General features: G+C 66.7%; 10 protein-coding genes and 1 riboswitch. Of the genes, 4 read left to right on the forward strand and 6 right to left on the reverse strand.

Going from position 1 to position 16,008, the window contains the following annotated elements; all coding sequences use genetic code 11:
* Positions 1–4: 4 nt before the first annotated feature.
* From C9412_RS10640 to ilvC, 5 genes are all read right to left on the reverse strand, one after another.
* A complete protein-coding gene (locus tag C9412_RS10640) occupies positions 5–1,591 on the reverse strand; it encodes a 2-isopropylmalate synthase (RefSeq protein WP_107231594.1) in 1,587 nt (528 codons plus the stop codon).
* Positions 1,588–2,679 (reverse strand): threonine dehydratase, encoded by a 1,092-nt coding sequence (locus C9412_RS10645; RefSeq protein ID WP_107231595.1) that lies wholly within the window; start codon positions 2,677–2,679, stop codon positions 1,588–1,590. Before C9412_RS10645 ends, C9412_RS10640 begins: the two co-directional genes overlap by 4 nt.
* Before the next feature lie 96 nt (positions 2,680–2,775).
* Positions 2,776–3,027, reverse strand: coding sequence for an ACT domain-containing protein (locus C9412_RS10650; protein ID WP_005410947.1), 252 nt, complete (start codon positions 3,025–3,027; stop codon positions 2,776–2,778).
* On the reverse strand, positions 3,011–4,747 hold the full coding sequence (gene ilvG / locus C9412_RS10655; RefSeq protein ID WP_107231596.1) for an acetolactate synthase 2 catalytic subunit: 1,737 nt from the start codon (positions 4,745–4,747) through the stop codon (positions 3,011–3,013). The genes C9412_RS10650 and ilvG overlap by 17 nt, the downstream gene beginning before the upstream one ends.
* 38 nt (positions 4,748–4,785) lie before the next feature.
* Entirely contained in the window at positions 4,786–5,760 is a 975-nt protein-coding gene (gene ilvC, locus C9412_RS10660; RefSeq protein ID WP_107231597.1) for a ketol-acid reductoisomerase, read from the reverse strand.
* Between the two features lie 688 nt (positions 5,761–6,448).
* Between ilvC and ggt the strand changes: the two genes are divergently transcribed.
* Positions 6,449–8,167, forward strand: coding sequence for a gamma-glutamyltransferase (gene ggt, locus C9412_RS10665; protein ID WP_107231598.1), 1,719 nt, complete (start codon positions 6,449–6,451; stop codon positions 8,165–8,167).
* A 558-nt stretch (positions 8,168–8,725) separates the two neighbouring features.
* On the opposite strand, the gene C9412_RS10670 is transcribed toward ggt, so the two are convergent.
* Complete coding sequence (locus C9412_RS10670; RefSeq protein WP_107231599.1) at positions 8,726–10,303, reverse strand: BCCT family transporter; 1,578 nt, start codon at positions 10,301–10,303, stop codon at positions 8,726–8,728.
* Between the two features lie 253 nt (positions 10,304–10,556).
* Positions 10,557–10,657: riboswitch (TPP riboswitch) on the forward strand.
* A gap of 82 nt (positions 10,658–10,739) precedes the next feature.
* Here C9412_RS10670 and thiC point away from each other — a divergent pair.
* The 3 genes from thiC (at position 10,740) to C9412_RS10685 (ending at position 15,926) form a co-directional block, all read left to right on the forward strand.
* Entirely contained in the window at positions 10,740–12,584 is a 1,845-nt protein-coding gene (gene thiC / locus C9412_RS10675) for a phosphomethylpyrimidine synthase ThiC (RefSeq protein WP_107231600.1), read from the forward strand.
* Between the two features lie 95 nt (positions 12,585–12,679).
* A complete protein-coding gene (locus C9412_RS10680) occupies positions 12,680–13,351 on the forward strand; it encodes an ion channel (RefSeq protein ID WP_107231601.1) in 672 nt (223 codons plus the stop codon).
* Between the two features lie 259 nt (positions 13,352–13,610).
* Entirely contained in the window at positions 13,611–15,926 is a 2,316-nt protein-coding gene (locus C9412_RS10685; protein WP_107231602.1) for a winged helix-turn-helix domain-containing protein, read from the forward strand.
* Positions 15,927–16,008: the final 82 nt, after the last annotated feature.

Genomic DNA, 16,008 nt, shown 5'->3' on the forward strand with positions numbered 1-16,008 from the left:
TTCCTCAAGCGGTGGCGGGGGTGGCAACGTCGGTGCTGCTGTGAGCGGTGGCCTGGCGCTGGCGCAGCAGGCGGTTGGCTACGTCCAGCCAAGCCAGCGCGGAGGCTTCGATGATGTCCTTGCTGGTGCCGGTGCCGTCGTACTCCACGCCTTCGTGGCGCACGCTCAGATTGGCTTCGCCGCGCGCATCGGCACCGATGCCGACGCTGTGCACGTGGTAGCTGTCCAGCATCAGCTGCACGCCGGTGGCGGCCGACAGCGCGCCGAACAGCGCATCGACCGGGCCGTCGCCCTGCGCGGTTTCGGCCACGCGGTTGCCTTCCGGATCGGACAGCTCCACCAGGGCGTTGGCGCGGCTGCCGACGTCACTGATGGTCATCGAGGCCAGGCGGTAGCCCTGCGCATTGGAGCCGCCCTGCATCAGCGTCTGCAGGTCGGCATCGGTGACCACGCGCTGCTGTTCGCACAGGCTCTTGAACTGCTCGAACACCAGCTTCAGTTCGTCTTCTTCCAGCCAGAAGCCCAGCGCGCGCAGGCGGGCTTCGACGGCGGCGCGACCGCTGTGGCGGCCCAGCACCATCTGCGAGTCCTCCCAGCCCACATCTTCCGGGCGCATGATTTCGTAGGTGCCGCGGTGACGCAGCATGCCGTGCTGGTGGATGCCCGATTCATGGGCGAACGCATTGGCGCCGACGATGGCCTTGTTGCGCTGCACCGGCATGCCGACCAGGCGCTGCAGCAGCTGCGAGGTGCCGACGATGCGCGGGGTGTTGATCGCGCTGTCCTGCTCGTAGAAGGCCTGGCGCACCTTCAGCACCATCGCGATTTCTTCCAGCGAGCAGTTGCCGGCGCGCTCACCGATGCCGTTGACGGTGCACTCGACCTGGCGTGCACCGCCCTCGATGGCGGCCAGCGAGTTGGCCACGGCCAGGCCCAGGTCGTTGTGGCAGTGCGCGCTGAAGATCACGTTGGCCGCGTTGGGCACATCGGCCACGCCAGCGATGACCTGCTGGAACATCGCGCGGATCTCTTCCGGGGTGGTGAAGCCGACGGTGTCGGGCAGGTTGATGGTGGTGGCGCCGGCGGCGATCGCCACGCGCGAAACTTCGATCAGGTAGTCCAGCTCGGTGCGGGTGGCGTCCTCGGCCGAGAACTCCACGTCATCGATGTACGAGCGCGCCAGGGTGACGTGCTTGCGTACCGATTCCAGTACCTGCTCGCGGGTCATGCGCAGCTTGTGCTCGCGGTGCAGCGGGCTGGTGGACAGGAACACATGCAGGCGCGGATTGACCGCCGCTTCCAGGGCACGTGCGGAGGTTTCGATGTCGGCCTGCAGGCAGCGCGACAGCACCGCCAGGCTCAGGCTGGGGCGGCGCAGCTCACGGCCGATCAGGGCCATCGCTTCGCGGTCGGACTGCGAGCTGGCCGGGAAGCCGGTCTCGATGATGTCCACGCCCAGTTCGTCCAGCGCACGCGCCATCACCAGCTTCTGCGGCGGGCTCATGCTGCAGCCGGGGGACTGCTCGCCGTCACGCAGGGTGGTGTCGAAGATGCGAATGCGCGGGGTGGTAATTCGTTCGATGGTGGTCACAGGGAAATCTCCTCGACAGCGGGCGTTGCGGCTTGCAGGGGGGAAGGGGAAGACGTGGGGGAAGCAGCGGCGCTGGCCTTGCCGGGCGAGCGCGGAGTTTCACTGCGCCGTCGCCGCGGCTTGCGCGGCGGGCGTGGACGGATATCGGTGAGCAGGCCGGCCAGTACGCCGGCATCGATGTTGCCGCCGGACACCACCGCGCATTTGCGCCGGCCGGCAACGCGACGGCCGGCCGCCAGCGCCAGCGCACCGGCGCCCTCGGCGATGATGTGTTCTTCCAGCGCCAGCCGGACCAGGGTTTCGCGCAGTTCGGCCTCGCGCACGATCACCACATCATCCAGCAGCGAGCTGCACAGACGGCGGGTCAGGAAGCCGGGAATCTTTACCCGCACGCCATCGGCCAGCGAGGCTGCCGGGGCGATGTCGCGCAGATCACCGCGGATCGCGCGCGCCATCGAGTCGACGCCTTCCACCTGTGCACCGATCACGCGCACACCCTGCGATTTCAGTGCCAGCGCGACGCCGGAGGCCAGTCCGCCGCCGCCGATCGGCACGATCACCACGTCTGGGGCGTGCGCGGCCAGCTCGATGCCGACCGTGCCCTGGCCGGCGATCACATCGGCATCGTCGAACGCGGACAGGAAACGGTAGCCATGGCGCTGTGCCAGTTCCACGGCGAAGGCATAGGCCTCGTCATAGCTGTTGCCGTGCTGGCGCACGGTGGCGCCCCAGTGGGCAACGCCGGCGATCTTGGTGGCCGGCGCACCATGCGGCATCACGGTGATGGCCGGCACATCCAGGCGGTAGGCGGACCAGGCCACGCCCTGGGCGTGGTTGCCGGCCGAGGCGCAGATCACCGGCCGGGTATCGCCGCGCTCGCGGCCGGCCAGCAGTGCGTTCAGCGCGCCGCGCACCTTGTACGAACCGGTGCGCTGCAGGTTCTCCAGCTTCAGCCAGGTGCCGAAACGCTCGGCATGGTGCAGCGGGGTGGGCGGCAGGAAGCGGCGCAGGCGGGCCTGCGCGGCCAGGACGTCGGCGACGCTTACGTCGCCGACATCGCTTTCCTGGCTGGCATCAGCGGCCGGCATGGGCCACCGACGGGGTGCAGGCGACCACCGCATGCGGGCACGGGCGGCGAAGAAGACGCCTCCGTACCGGCACCGTGGTCATTACGGTACGGGTGTTCATGGCGATACTCCTTCCACGGCGGTGACCTGCACGGACACGCAGTCGTAGATCTTCTCGATCTGCCGGCACAGCGTTTCGGCCGGGCGCTGGCCATCTACCACCAGCTGCAGGTGCCAGCGGCCATCGTCGGCGGCCACCGGCGCGCCGCTGATTGCGCGCGGCGCGAAGCCGCGACGCTCGGCCATGCCGATCACGCGCAGCAGCGCGCCTTCGGCCGGGTGCAGCACCAGGTCAAGCCGGTATTGCATTGGGGGTCTCCTGGCGGGCATGGGCAGGGTTGCTTTCCAGCATGGTGCTGTTGGCGGTGTTGGGTGGCACCAGCGGCCACACGTTGGCGCGGGCATCGATGGCCACGTGCAGCAGCGCCGGGCCCGGCTCGGCCAGCAGGGCGGCCAGTCCACCCTCCACGTCATCGCGTGCCTCGATGCGGGTGGCGGCAATGCCGAACACCTGCGCCAATGCCACGAAGTCCGGGTTGTCGGACAGGTCGATCTCGCTGTAGCGCTCGGCAAAGAACAGTTCCTGCCACTGCCGCACCATGCCCAGCGAACTGTTGTCCAGCAGCACGATCTTCACCGGCAGGTGGCAGCGGGCGATGGTCGCCAGCTCCTGCACGTTCATCATGAAGCTGCCATCGCCGGACACCAGCACCACGGTGCGGTCGGGGCAGGCGAACTGCGCGCCCATCGCCGCCGGCAGGCCGAAGCCCATGGTGCCCAGCGCACCACTGGTCAGGTGGTTGCGCGGGTGGTTGAAGCGGCAATGCTGGGCCACCCACATCTGGTGCTGGCCGACATCGCAGGCGATCACCGCATCGGCCGGGGCCAGCTCGCTCAGGCGCTTCAGCAGGGCCGGCGCGTAGATGTGCTGGCCCGGTGCGTCGTAGCGTGCGGCGAAGCGATCGCGATGCTGCGCACAGCGCCTGCGCCATGCGTCCTGGTGGGCCTTGGGGGAGGGGAAGGCCGCACGCAGGGCGCGGATGGCATGGCCGACATTGCCGGGCACGGCGACATCGGCACTGCGCAGCTTGGAGATCTCGTACGCGTCAGCATCGATGTGGACGACACGGGCGAACGGTGCGAACTCGGCCAGCTTGCCGGTGGCACGGTCATCGAAGCGCGCGCCCAGCACCAGCAGCAGGTCACTTTCCTGCACCGCCATGTTGGCCGCGCGGGTGCCGTGCATGCCCAGCATGCCCAGCGACTGCGGGTGCTGCGGGGGCAGTGCACCCAGGCCACGCAGGGTCATCACGGTGGGAATGGCGCTGGCTTCAACGAAGTCACGCAGGTCCTGCACCGCATCACCCAGCGCGATGCCACCGCCGGCGTAGACCACCGGCTTTTCGGCTGCGGCCAGCGCGGCGATGGCCTCGGCGATGGCGTCGTCGGCCGGCGCCGGCGGCGGTTCGACGCTGCTCGGCACGTGCGCTGGCAGATGGCTGGCATCGGCCAGCTGCACGTCCTTGGGCAGGTCGATCAGCACCGGGCCGGGGCGGCCTTCGCGGGCGATGCGGAAGGCGTCGGCGACCACGCGCGGCAGGTCATCGACGCTGCGCACCAGCCAGCTGTGCTTGACGATCGGCAGGGTCAGGCCGAACACATCCAGCTCCTGGAAGGCATCGGTGCCCAGCAGCGGGGTGCCGACCTGGCCGGTGATGCAGACCATCGGCACCGAATCCAGCATCGCATCGGCAATGCCGGTCACCAGATTGGAGGCGCCCGGGCCGGAGGTGGCCACGCAGACACCCACCTGGTTGCTGGCGCGGGCGAAGCCGTTGGCGGCCAGCGCCGCGCCCTGCTCATGGCGCACCAGGATGTGCTTCAGCGACGAATCCACCAGCGCGTCGTAGAACGGCATGATGGTGCCGCCGGGATAGCCGAACAGCGTGCGGACGCCTTCGGCCTCCAGCGCCTGGGTCAGCCAGCGCGCGCCGTTGGGCGGCGCGCTGCGGTGTGTGGAAGAGTTCATGGGGGAACCTTGCAGAGCGGGTGGGGGAGGCCGCGTGGTTACGCGGCCTGTCCTTGCAACCAGACCATCTTGGCGCGCAGTTCCTTGCCTACCTTCTCGATCGGGTGCTCCAGGTCGGCCTGCTTGAACCTGTTGTAGTTCGGCAGGCCCGCTTCGTACTCGGCCACCCAGTTCTTGGTGAAAGTGCCGTCCTGGATATCCTTCAGCACTTCCTTCATGCGCGCCTTGGTGCCTGCGTCGATCACCCGCGGGCCGCTGACGTAGTCGCCGTACTGCGCGGTTTCGGAGATGAATTCCAGCATCCGCGAGATGCCGCCTTCGTAGAACAGGTCCACGATCAGCTTCAGTTCGTGCAGCACTTCGTAGTAGGCGATCTCCGGCTGGTAACCGGCTTCGACCAGGGTCTCGAAACCGGCCTGCACCAGCGCCGAAGCGCCGCCGCACAGCACCGCCTGCTCGCCGAACAGATCGGTTTCAGTTTCTTCCTTGAAGGTGGTCTGGATCAGGTTGGCGCGCGCGCCGCCGAGGCCACCGGCATAGGCCAGGGCGTAGTCGGCCGCCTTGCCACTCTTGTCCTGGTAGACCGCCCAGATGCACGGCACGCCGCGGCCGATTTCATACTCGCGGCGCACCAGCGCGCCCGGACCCTTCGGTGCGACCAGTACCACGTCGAGATCTTCGCGCGGCTTGATCATGTCGAAGTGCACGTTCAGTCCGTGCGCGAACAGCAGCACCGCGCCCTGCTTCATGTTTGGCGCCAGCACGTCGTCGTACAGCTTCTTCTGCACCATGTCCGGGGTCAGCACGGCGACCAGGTCGGCATCCTTCACGGCTTCGGCCGGTGCCTTGACGGTGAAGCCATCGGCCTGCGCCTTGACCTCGGTGGGGCCACCCGGACGCAGGCCTACCACCACGTCGAAGCCGGATTCGCGCAGGTTCAGCGCGTGGGCGCGGCCCTGGCTGCCGTAGCCGATGACGGCGATCTTGGTCTGGGGCAGGTCGTTGGTGCTCATGGGGGAGGTTCCTTGCGGTGGGAAGAAAAAAGAACGGCCGGTCGTCGAGGTGACGTGCCGGCCGGTCAGGGGAAAGCGGTGGAGGAGGCGCCGCGCATCGCACAGGCACAGGCACCACGAGGCATCGTGGCGGTGTGGGTCCGGGTTTTGCGAGGGGCGGTGTGCATGGTGGTTGCGTCTGAAACCAGGTCCTGAAATGAAAAAACCCGCACCGGGGCGGGTGCGGGTTTTTGATGAGTTCCGGTGTGTTTGTTGCTTACACGCTGGCTCGTCCCGCACCTGTAGGTTGGGTAATAAGTACGAGCACAAGAATCGAACGCAGCGAGGCGGCGCCGGTGTCGGCGGCTTCGGTGTGGATTCGCGGTGGCGTGTTGTGATGCAACATGTGATCGAGAGAAACACAGCCATTTCGGCGGTGTCAACCCTTGTCGAAGAAATTTTTACGGTTTCGCGTGCATCCAGCGCAATCGCTTGCGGCACAAGGATGGTTGCCGCTGAAATTGTTTCGGTGAACCCGAATTCAGTCTTTCCCGGGTACTTTTTGCGCGGATTCCGGGTGGTTTTCGCCTGGGTGGGTGCGGACCTTGATCCGTATCCAGCGAAAGACCCTCGCCCATGACCTCTGCCCGATACCGCGTGGCGGCCGCAGCGGCGAAGATCGGGGACCACCCTTCCATCGGAACCCGCCGTGTCCCGTCGCCTTGCCCGTTCCCTGCTCGCCGCTGCCGTGCTCGTTGCCCTGCCGGCGCTGTCCTTGGCCGCAGACCGCATCACCGGCCACACCTTCGCCACCCGCTCGGAGGTGATCGCCCCGCATGCGATGGCCGCCACCTCGCAGCCGCTGGCCACCCAGATCGCACTGGACGTGATGAAGGGCGGTGGCTCGGCGGTCGACGCAGCGATCGCCGCCAACGCCGCGCTGGGCCTGATGGAGCCGACCGGCAATGGCATCGGCGGCGACCTGTTCGCCATCGTGTGGGACCCGAAAACGCAGAAGCTCTACGGCTACAACGGCTCGGGCCGCTCGCCGAAGTCGCTGACCCTGGCCGAGTTCCAGCGCCGTGGCCTGAAGGAGATCCCGGCCACCGGCCCGCTGCCGGTGTCGGTGCCCGGCGCGGTCGATGGCTGGTTCGCCCTGCACGACCGCTTCGGCCGCAAGCCGATGGCCGACAACCTGGCCCCTGCCATCCGTTACGCCCGCGAAGGCCACCCGGTCGCCGAAGTGATCGCCTACTACTGGGACCGCTCGGTGCCCAAGCTCTCGCAGTACCCGGGTTTCAAGGAGCAGTTCACCCTCAACGGCCACGCCCCGCGCAAGGGCGAGATGTGGAAGAACCCGAACCTGGCCAGCACCCTGCAGAAGATCGCCGACGGCGGCCGCGACGCCTTCTACAAGGGCGACATCGCCCACACCATCGGCGACTATTTCAAGGCCAATGGTGGCTATCTGAGTTACCAGGACATGGCCGACCACCACGGTGAGTGGGTGGAGCCGGTCAGCAGCAACTACCGTGGCTACGATGTGTGGGAACTGCCACCGAACAGCCAGGGCATCGCCGCGCTGCAGATCCTCAATGTGCTGGAAGGCTACGACTTCTCGAAGATTCCATTCGGCTCACCCGAGCATGTGCACCTGTTCGTGGAAGCGAAGAAGCTGGCCTTCGCCGATCGAGCGCGCTTCTACGCCGACATGGCGTTCCAGCCGGCGCCGGTGCAGAAACTGATTTCCAAGGAATACGCCGCGCAGCGCCGCGCGCTGATCTCGATGGACAAGGCCCTGAAGGAAGTGCAGCCGGGCACGCCGAAGCAGCTGGAGGAGGGCGACACCATCTACATGACCGTGGCCGACGCCGACGGCATGATGGTCTCGCTGATCCAGTCCAACTACCGCGGCATGGGCAGCGGCATGGCACCGCCCGGGCTGGGCTTCATCCTGCAGGATCGTGGCGAGATGTTCGTGCTGCAGAAGAACCATCCCAACGGCTACGCACCGGGCAAGCGCCCGTTCCAGACCATCATCCCGGCGTTCATCACCAAGGGCGGCAAGCCGTATGCCAGCTTCGGCGTGATGGGCGGCGCGATGCAGCCGCAGGGTCATGCGCAGATCGTGATGAACCTGGTGGATTTCGGCATGAACCTGCAGGAAGCCGGCGATGCACCGCGCATCCAGCATGAAGGTTCCACCGAGCCGACCGGGCAGGCCACGGCGATGACCGATGGTGGCGAAGTGAACCTGGAGACCGGCTTCCCCTATGAGACGGTGCGTGCGCTGATGCGCAAGGGGCATCGCATTGTGTTCGCCGACGGTCCGTATGGTGGGTATCAGGCGATCATGCGCGATCCGGAGACGGGCGTGTATTACGGCGCGTCGGAGAGCCGCAAGGATGGTCAGGCGGCGGGCTACTGAGGTTTCCGGGCCACCGGGCTGAGCCCCCTCTGCGGTGGGTTCCGGAAAGCGGGATCATGTGATTGGGCCGGGCGGGTGGGCTGGTCGGGGGACGCCGTGAATCCGTCCATGGAGGCTTGGCAGCCGCATCCATGCGGCTGACACCCCCGCCCAGCCCACCCGCCCGGCCCCTGACAGTTTCCTGCGGCCGCCACCGCAGGAAGAGAAAGAAGAAGATCAAAAGCAAAGGCAACAGCAACAGCCGCGCGCTGTGGGTTGGGGTCGGATCCGTTTTCCGAAGGAAAACGGATCCGACCCCTTCGTGTTTTCCGATACACCTCATCCACGCATGGCGTGGATGGACCCACCGTCACCGGGAATCTGTCGGGGGTGGGGCGGTGTGGGTTGGCAGGACCGTTGGCGCCATGGATGGCGCCATCGAGCCCCCATGGACGGGTTTACGGCGTGTCCTGCCAACCCACACCGCCCCGCCCAACCAGCAGAAACCCAGAGCGGCTTTGGCTCCTGCACTTGCACTTGCCTGAAAAAAGCGGTGCAGCCGCAGGCTGCAAAACCCCCTCAATCCTGATCCTGCGCGCGAGCGGCCTCCGCCTGCGTTTCTTCCTGCGCCGCCATCTCGCGTGCGATCCACGCATCGATCATGTGCCGCTGGCGCTGCGCCTGTCGCCGCTCGCGCGTGTACTCCTGGTCCAGCACCCGGTACAGCGACACCATCACCAGCACCATCAGCAGCGCAAACGGCAACGCCGCGATCGTGATCATGCCCTGCAGCGCGTCCAGGCCACCGGCCAGCAACAGCGCCGCTGCAATCAGGGCCACCGCGATGCCCCAGGCCAGCTTGCGCTTCAGCGGCGGATCGCCGGCCTCGTCGGTGGACATGCTGGCCAGCACCAGCACCGCCGAATCAGCCGAAGTCACAAAGAAGATCATCAGCAGCACCAGCGCGATGCACGACAGCAGCAGCGGCAACGGCATGCTGTCGAACAAGGTGAACAGCACCGTCTCGTAGCCATTGTCCAGTGCCTGCACCAGGTCGGCGTGGCCGAAGATCTGTGCCCACAGCGCAGTGCCGCCGAACACCGCGAACCAGAAGAAGCCCAGCAGCGTTGGCGCCAGCACCACCCCGATCACGAACTCGCGCACGCTGCGGCCGCGCGAGATGCGCGCGATGAACGAGCCCACGAACGGCGCCCACGAAATCCACCAGGCCCAGTAGAAGATCGTCCAGTCGGCCACCCAGGTGCTGCCCGAGAACGGCGACATGCGCAGGCTCATCGTCACCAGCTGGTTGAGGTAGGACCCCAGCGTGGTGGTGAACGTATCGAAGATGAAGCCGGTCGGCCCCAGCACCAGCAGGGTCGCCGCCAGCAGCGCAGCCAATGCCAGGTTGAAGTTGGACAGCCATTTCACCCCGCGCTCCACGCCGCTGGCGGTGGAGGCCATGTACAGCACGAACGCGATGGCGATGATGGTCATCTGCACCGCCACGGTAGCGTGCACGCCGAACACCCGCTCGATGCCGGCGGCGATCTGGATGGTGCCGAAGCCCAGCGTGGTGGCGACACCGATCGCAGTGGCGACCACCGCGGCGATGTTGACCACGCGACCGATCCAGCCGCGATGGTGGCGGCCGATGATCGGCTGCAGCATGTCACTGACCAGGCCGCGCCCGTTGCGGTTGAACTGGAACCACGCCATCGCCAGGCCGATCAGCGCGTAGATCGCCCAGGGGTGCAGGCCCCAGTGGAAGAACGCATAGCGCATCGATGCCCGCGCCGCATCCAGGCTTTGCGGAGCGATGCCTTCGGGCGGCTTGCTGAAATGCGAGATCGGTTCGGCCGCACCCCAGAACACCAGGCCGATGCCCATGCCGGCGGCGAACAGCATCGACATCCAGCTGGCACGCGAGAATTCGGGTTCGGCGTCTTCGCCGCCGATGCGCAGGTTGCCGAAGCGGCCGAAGGCCAGGTACATCAGGAACACCAGTGCCAGGAACACCACCAGCAGGTACAGCCAGCCGACACTGCGGATGACCTCCGCCAGCATGGATTGCACAACGGTATTGAAGGGGCCGGGCGCGATGCCGGCCAGCAGCACCAGCAGAAGTACCAGTGCGATGGAAACGCGAAACACCATGAAGGAGCTTCTCCGATCAAGGGGATTGAGGGGAGCGAGCAGAGCTTGCAGCGAAGGGCCGGCGGCATGCAGCACGAGCCGGGCAGGGGCCGCGAAGGCGGCGGGGATACATCGGTCGCAGCGACGCGATGGGCGTGCACGTTACTGAACGCGACGTCATGGTTCTGTTAACGAATGGCGATTGGGGTCAGATCCGCTTTCTGCAGGAAAGCGGATCTGACCCCGGAGTCGGGCGGTCTATGCTCTAATGCGCACCAAGAAGCGGGGGTACCGGGCCTTGTGGCCACGGTTGAGACAGTCCCTTGGAACCTGATCCGGCTCATACCGGCGTAGGGAAGCTTTGCAGTGCAGCCGTGCCCGGACTCCGCCCAAGGACCGCCCGCGCGCGGGCGCAGTGCGCCGCCGCTTCGTCCCTGACCTTCCTGGACGATGCCCGATGAACGCACAGCTCTCCGCCCTGCAGCAACAGGCCCAGCAACTCTCCGAATCGGTGACCCGGCCCATCCCCGGTTCGCGCAAGATCCACGTGCCCGGCTCGCGCCCGGACCTGCAGGTGCCGATGCGCGAGATTGCGTTGACCCGCACGCCGACGCTGTTCGGCGGCGAAGAGAATGCACCGGTCACTGTCTACGACACCTCGGGCCCGTACACCGATCCGGAGGTGCCCATCGACCTGTCGACCGGCCTGCCTGCGTTGCGCCGTGGCTGGGTGGAGGAGCGCGGTGATACCGAACAGCTCGATGGCCTGAGCTCTTCGTTCGGCCGCGACCGCGAGCATGACCCGAAGCTCGACGCGGTGCGTTTCCCCGCGCGCAGCCTGCCGCGCCGTGCGCGTGCCGGCGCCAACGTCACCCAGATGCACTACGCGCGGCGCGGCATCATCACGCCGGAAATGGAGTTCGTCGCCATCCGCGAGAACCAGCGCCTGGACGCGATCCGTGATGCCGGCCTGCTGCAGCAGCACCCGGGCGAGGCCTTCGGGGCGTCGATCCAGACAATCATCACCCCCGAATTCGTGCGTGACGAGATCGCACGCGGCCGCGCGGTACTGCCCAACAACATCAACCATCCGGAAAGCGAGCCGATGATCATCGGCCGCAACTTCCTCACCAAGATCAACGCCAACATCGGCAACAGCGCGGTGTCTTCCGGCATCGCCGAGGAAGTTGAGAAGCTGGTGTGGGCGATCCGCTGGGGCGGCGACACGGTGATGGACCTGTCCACCGGCAAGCACATCCACGAAACGCGCGAATGGATCATCCGCAACTCGCCGGTGGCGATCGGCACCGTGCCGATCTACCAGGCGCTGGAGAAGGTCGATGGCCGCGCCGAAGCGCTGACCTGGGAAATCTTCCGCGACACCCTGATCGAGCAGGCCGAGCAGGGCGTGGACTACTTCACCATCCACGCCGGCGTGCTGCTGCGCTATGTGCCGCTCACCGCCAAGCGGGTAACCGGCATCGTCAGCCGCGGCGGTTCGATCATGGCCAAGTGGTGCCTGGCGCACCACAAGGAGAATTTCCTCTACACGCACTTCGAAGAGATCTGCGAAATCATGAAGGCTTACGACGTGACCTTCTCGCTGGGCGATGGCCTGCGTCCGGGGTGTATCGCCGATGCCAACGATGCAGCGCAGTTCGGTGAACTGGAAACACTGGGCGAGCTGACGAAGATCGCCTGGAAGCACGATGTGCAGACCATGATCGAAGGCCCTGGCCACGTGCCGATGCAGCTGATCAAGGAGAACATGGACAAGCAGCTGCGCGAGTGCGGCGAGGCGCCGTTCTACACGCTCGGTCCACTGACCACCGATATCGCGCCCGGCTATGACCACATCACCAGTGCGATCGGTGCAGCGATGATCGGCTGGTTCGGCACCGCCATGCTCTGCTACGTCACGCCGAAGGAGCACCTGGGCCTGCCCAACCGCCAGGACGTGCGCGACGGCATCATGGCCTACCGCATTGCCGCGCACGCGGCGGATCTGGCCAAGGGCCACCCGGGCGCACAGGTGCGCGACAACGCCCTGAGCAAGGCACGTTTCGAGTTCCGTTGGGAGGATCAGTTCCACCTCGGCCTGGATCCGGAAAAGGCCAAGGAGTTCCATGACGAGACCCTGCCCAAGGATGCGCACAAGCTGGCCCACTTCTGTTCGATGTGCGGACCGCACTTCTGCTCGATGAAGATCACCCAGGATGTGCGCGACTACGCCGAGGCCGGCATGAAGGAAAAGTCCGCCGAGTTCCGCGCTTCGGGCGCCGAGGTCTACCACCAGGGCTGACGCGTGGCCGGTCGTGCCGGCCGCGGGCCGGCATGACCGTTCCTCACGCCGGTCACCGCTATGCTCGGCCCATCGTTGCCAGAGGAAAGGACGCCATGCCTGTTGCCGTGACCACGCGTTGGCTGGCCATTGCCCGCCGCCACCCCTCGGCATGGCTGCTGGCGGCGCAGCTGCTGGCGGTGGTGTTGTATCCGGCGCTGGACGACACCGCCGGCGGACGTGCCGCGCTGGGCATGTTCGGCATGGCGGTGCTGGGCCTGGCGCTGTGGGTGGTGCAGCGCAGCCCGTTGGGAAGCTGGCTGGCCCTGCTGCTGGCGATCCCCGCCGTGGTGTTTTCGTTGGCGGGGGCGCTGCTGGAGCGCAGCGCGCTGGTGACCACCGCACAGCTGCTGGAAAGCCTGCTGTATTTCTATACGGCAGGTGCGCTGATTGCCTACATGCTGCAGGACCACAAGGTCACCCGCGATGAACTGTTCGCCGCCGGGGCCACCTTCACCCTGTTGGCCTGGGCCTTTGCGTTTGCGTTTTCGGTCTGCCAGCAGTGGTACCCGGGCAGCTTCCACGGCGCCAGCGAGGGTCCGCAGCGCAGCTGGATGGAGTTGCTTTATCTGAGCTTCAGCTTGTTGTCTGGAGTGGGGTTGAGCGATGTCGTGCCGCTGCATCCACAGGCCCGCGCGCTGGTCATGCTGGAGCAGTTTTCAGGCGTGATGTACGTAGCTTTGGTGGTTTCGCGACTGGTCGGACTGACCATGCTGAGGCGTGTCTGAAAATGAACGCCAGATAAAAATTTCGCGCCCAAAAGGGCGCGAATGGTGCTGCAAATTATGTGAATGCGTCGGCGAGAGAGAGCCTGATGTCGACCACGCGATAGGCGAGGTAACCGGCATAGGCTAGTATTCGCGCGCTCAATTGTTTTTGCGGTATGCGCCGATGCTTTGTGCGGAGTCTGGCTTTTCGCTGTTCCCGGAACGGGGCGGTTTCAAAGGCAAACGCTGCCCGGAACCTGTCTCTACTGTGTAGCAGAAAATGAACAGCAGCGAAATCCAGCCCCCCGGATTCGATCGGATCCGGATAGGCGAGTGCATCGTCACCTTGTCCTCGCGTGAGGTTGAGGTGGTCGGCGCACGCCGGCCGCGTCGGCTCACGCCGAAGGCGCTGGGCGTACTGCGCGTGCTGCTGCGGCAACCGGGCCGTGTGGTCACCCGCGATGAACTGTTCGCCGAGGTGTGGCCGGACACGCTGCCGACCAACGACGTGCTGACCCAGGCCGTTACCCAGCTGCGCAAGGCGTTCAGCCACGACGAAGACAACGGCCAGGCCTACATCGAGACCATCGCCAAGACCGGCTATCGCCTGCTGATGCCGGTGCAGGTGCTGGACGACGTCCAGACGCCGGCGCCTGCGCTGGCTGACGACGAGGCGGAGGACGCGCCGCCGGTGATCGCCGCCGCTGCCATGCCGGCAGAGGTGTCGCGCCGCCGCTGGCGCCATGTGCGTCGTCGTGTGCTGCTGGCGCTGGGCGTGGTGATGCTGGTGGCGCTGGTGGTAATGACCGCGCTGCTGTTGCGGCGCACGCCGGCCAGCAGTTCGCCGGTGGATGCCGCCGTGGAGAACGGCACGCGGGTGATCGGCAGCCCGCAGCGTCCCTATCGGCTGATCACCGCGACAAGTGGCTTTGAAACCTATCCCACGCTGTCGCCCGACGGCTCGCTGGTGGCCTACGAAGGCGCCAACGAAGACGGCAACGGCGGCGGTGCGATCAAGGTGCAGACCTCGGGCAATGCGCCCGCACGCCAGCTGCTGGTGCCGCCGGCCGGCGCGGTCGATCGTTTCCCGAACTGGTCGCCGGACGGGCGTGAGATCGCCTTTGCGCGGTTCTCCGCCGATGGCGGCTGCCAGGTGCTGGTCGCCAGCGCCACCGGTGGCGCACTGCGCCAGGCCACGCGCTGCGATGGCACCGAACTGCTCAGCTTCGACTGGACGCCCGATGGCCGCGGCCTGGTGTTCGGCAGCATGGTCGGGCGCTATGCGCATCGCGGCATCCGCGTGCTGGACCTCGGCAGCGGGCAGTGGCGCGCGCTGGACTACGGCGTGGACCAGGATGATTTCGACTACGCGCCACGCTATTCGCCGGACGGGCAGTGGCTGGTGTTCGTGCGCAACCCGCAGCTGGGCGATCTGTGGCGCGTGCCGGCCAATGGCGGAACACCCGAGCGCCTCACCAACGAAGCGGCCGAGCTGCGCGGGTGGGCCTGGCTGGACGATGGCCGCACCATCGTGTTTGGCCGCCGCGTCGACAGCGAAGCCCGGCTCTATTACCTGGATGTGGAGCGCCGCACGCTGCGCGATGCGGGCCTGGACGACGCGCAGTGGCCGGCCGTGTCGCGCCGTGGCGGCATGCTCGCCTTCGTTCACCGCCGCGCGCAGTTCGGCGTGTTCAAGGTGCCGATGCAGGGCAATGGCGAACCCGAACGCCTGTTCGCCTCCAGCGGCCGCGATGGCCAGCCGATGGCGGCACCGGATGGGCGCCAGCTGGTGTTCACCTCCGATCGTTCCGGCAGCTTCGCCCTGTGGTGGGCCGACATGCAGCGCCCCGACTCGCTGCGACCGATCGAAGGGCTGCGTCCGGAAGCGCGGCAGGCGCCGGACTGGTCGGCCGACAGCCGCCAGTTGCTGGTGGTGGGCCGCGATGAGCACGGCAGGACCGTGGTCTACGAGATTGCTCCGCGCGATGAACGCCTGCAGCCGTTGCCGGTGCCCGGCGAGCAGCCGCTGCAGGCCCTGTATGGCGCGACGCCGGAGCAGCTGCTGGTGGTCGAACGCGATGCCGACCAGCGCATACGGCTGAGCCTGTACGACCGCAGCGTGCAGCCATGGCGCCGCCTGGGCAGTGTCGATGGCGTTTCGCAGGCGCGCTTCGACCGCAGCACCGGACGGGTGCTGTTCACCCGCCTGGCCGCCAGTGGCCTGTGGTCGGCCGATGCGGCGTTGTCGCCCGCCAGCGTGCAGCAGATCAGTGATGACCGGCCCAGCCGCTGGCGCTACCGGGCCTGGACGGTGGCCGGCAGCAATGCGATCGGCTATCTCGGCACGTCCACTGCCTGTGGCACCACGTTGATACGGATCCAGGCCGGTCACGAGCAGCCCGAGCACTGCCTGGACACGCAGCGGCTCAGCGCAGGCAATGGGCTCAGCGCCAGCGCTGACGGACATGACCTGTTCGTGGCAATGGCGGTCAGTGACGGCGCCGACATCGGCGTGATGCGTTTGCCCGAACGTGCTCCGGCGCTGTTTCCTGCGTTCTCCAAGTTGTTGTTGTTCAAGGGAAATGGGCCTTCGTAATTTCTTCGTCGCGATCTCGTCGCGAATTCGTGGCGATCTCGTCCGACTTTCCTGACGCGGACCCGCCTGATTTGGCAAAACG

The sequence above is a fragment of the Stenotrophomonas sp. Nf1 genome (genome assembly GCF_003028475.1).
GTDB lineage: Bacteria > Pseudomonadota > Gammaproteobacteria > Xanthomonadales > Xanthomonadaceae > Stenotrophomonas.

What these genes read in the sequence shown, in the direction of transcription:
- C9412_RS10645 (WP_107231595.1), bottom strand. Translation starts at nt 2,679, where the DNA reads ATGCCGGCCGCTGATGCCAGCCAGGAAAGCGATGTCGGCGACGTAAGC.
- C9412_RS10650 (WP_005410947.1), bottom strand. Translation starts at nt 3,027, where the DNA reads ATGCAATACCGGCTTGACCTGGTGCTGCACCCGGCCGAAGGCGCGCTG.
- ilvG (WP_107231596.1), bottom strand. Translation starts at nt 4,747, where the DNA reads ATGAACTCTTCCACACACCGCAGCGCGCCGCCCAACGGCGCGCGCTGG.
- ilvC (WP_107231597.1), bottom strand. Translation starts at nt 5,760, where the DNA reads ATGAGCACCAACGACCTGCCCCAGACCAAGATCGCCGTCATCGGCTAC.
- C9412_RS10670 (WP_107231599.1), bottom strand. Translation starts at nt 10,303, where the DNA reads ATGGTGTTTCGCGTTTCCATCGCACTGGTACTTCTGCTGGTGCTGCTG.
- thiC (WP_107231600.1), top strand. Translation starts at nt 10,740, where the DNA reads ATGAACGCACAGCTCTCCGCCCTGCAGCAACAGGCCCAGCAACTCTCC.
- C9412_RS10680 (WP_107231601.1), top strand. Translation starts at nt 12,680, where the DNA reads ATGCCTGTTGCCGTGACCACGCGTTGGCTGGCCATTGCCCGCCGCCAC.
- C9412_RS10685 (WP_107231602.1), top strand. Translation starts at nt 13,611, where the DNA reads ATGAACAGCAGCGAAATCCAGCCCCCCGGATTCGATCGGATCCGGATA.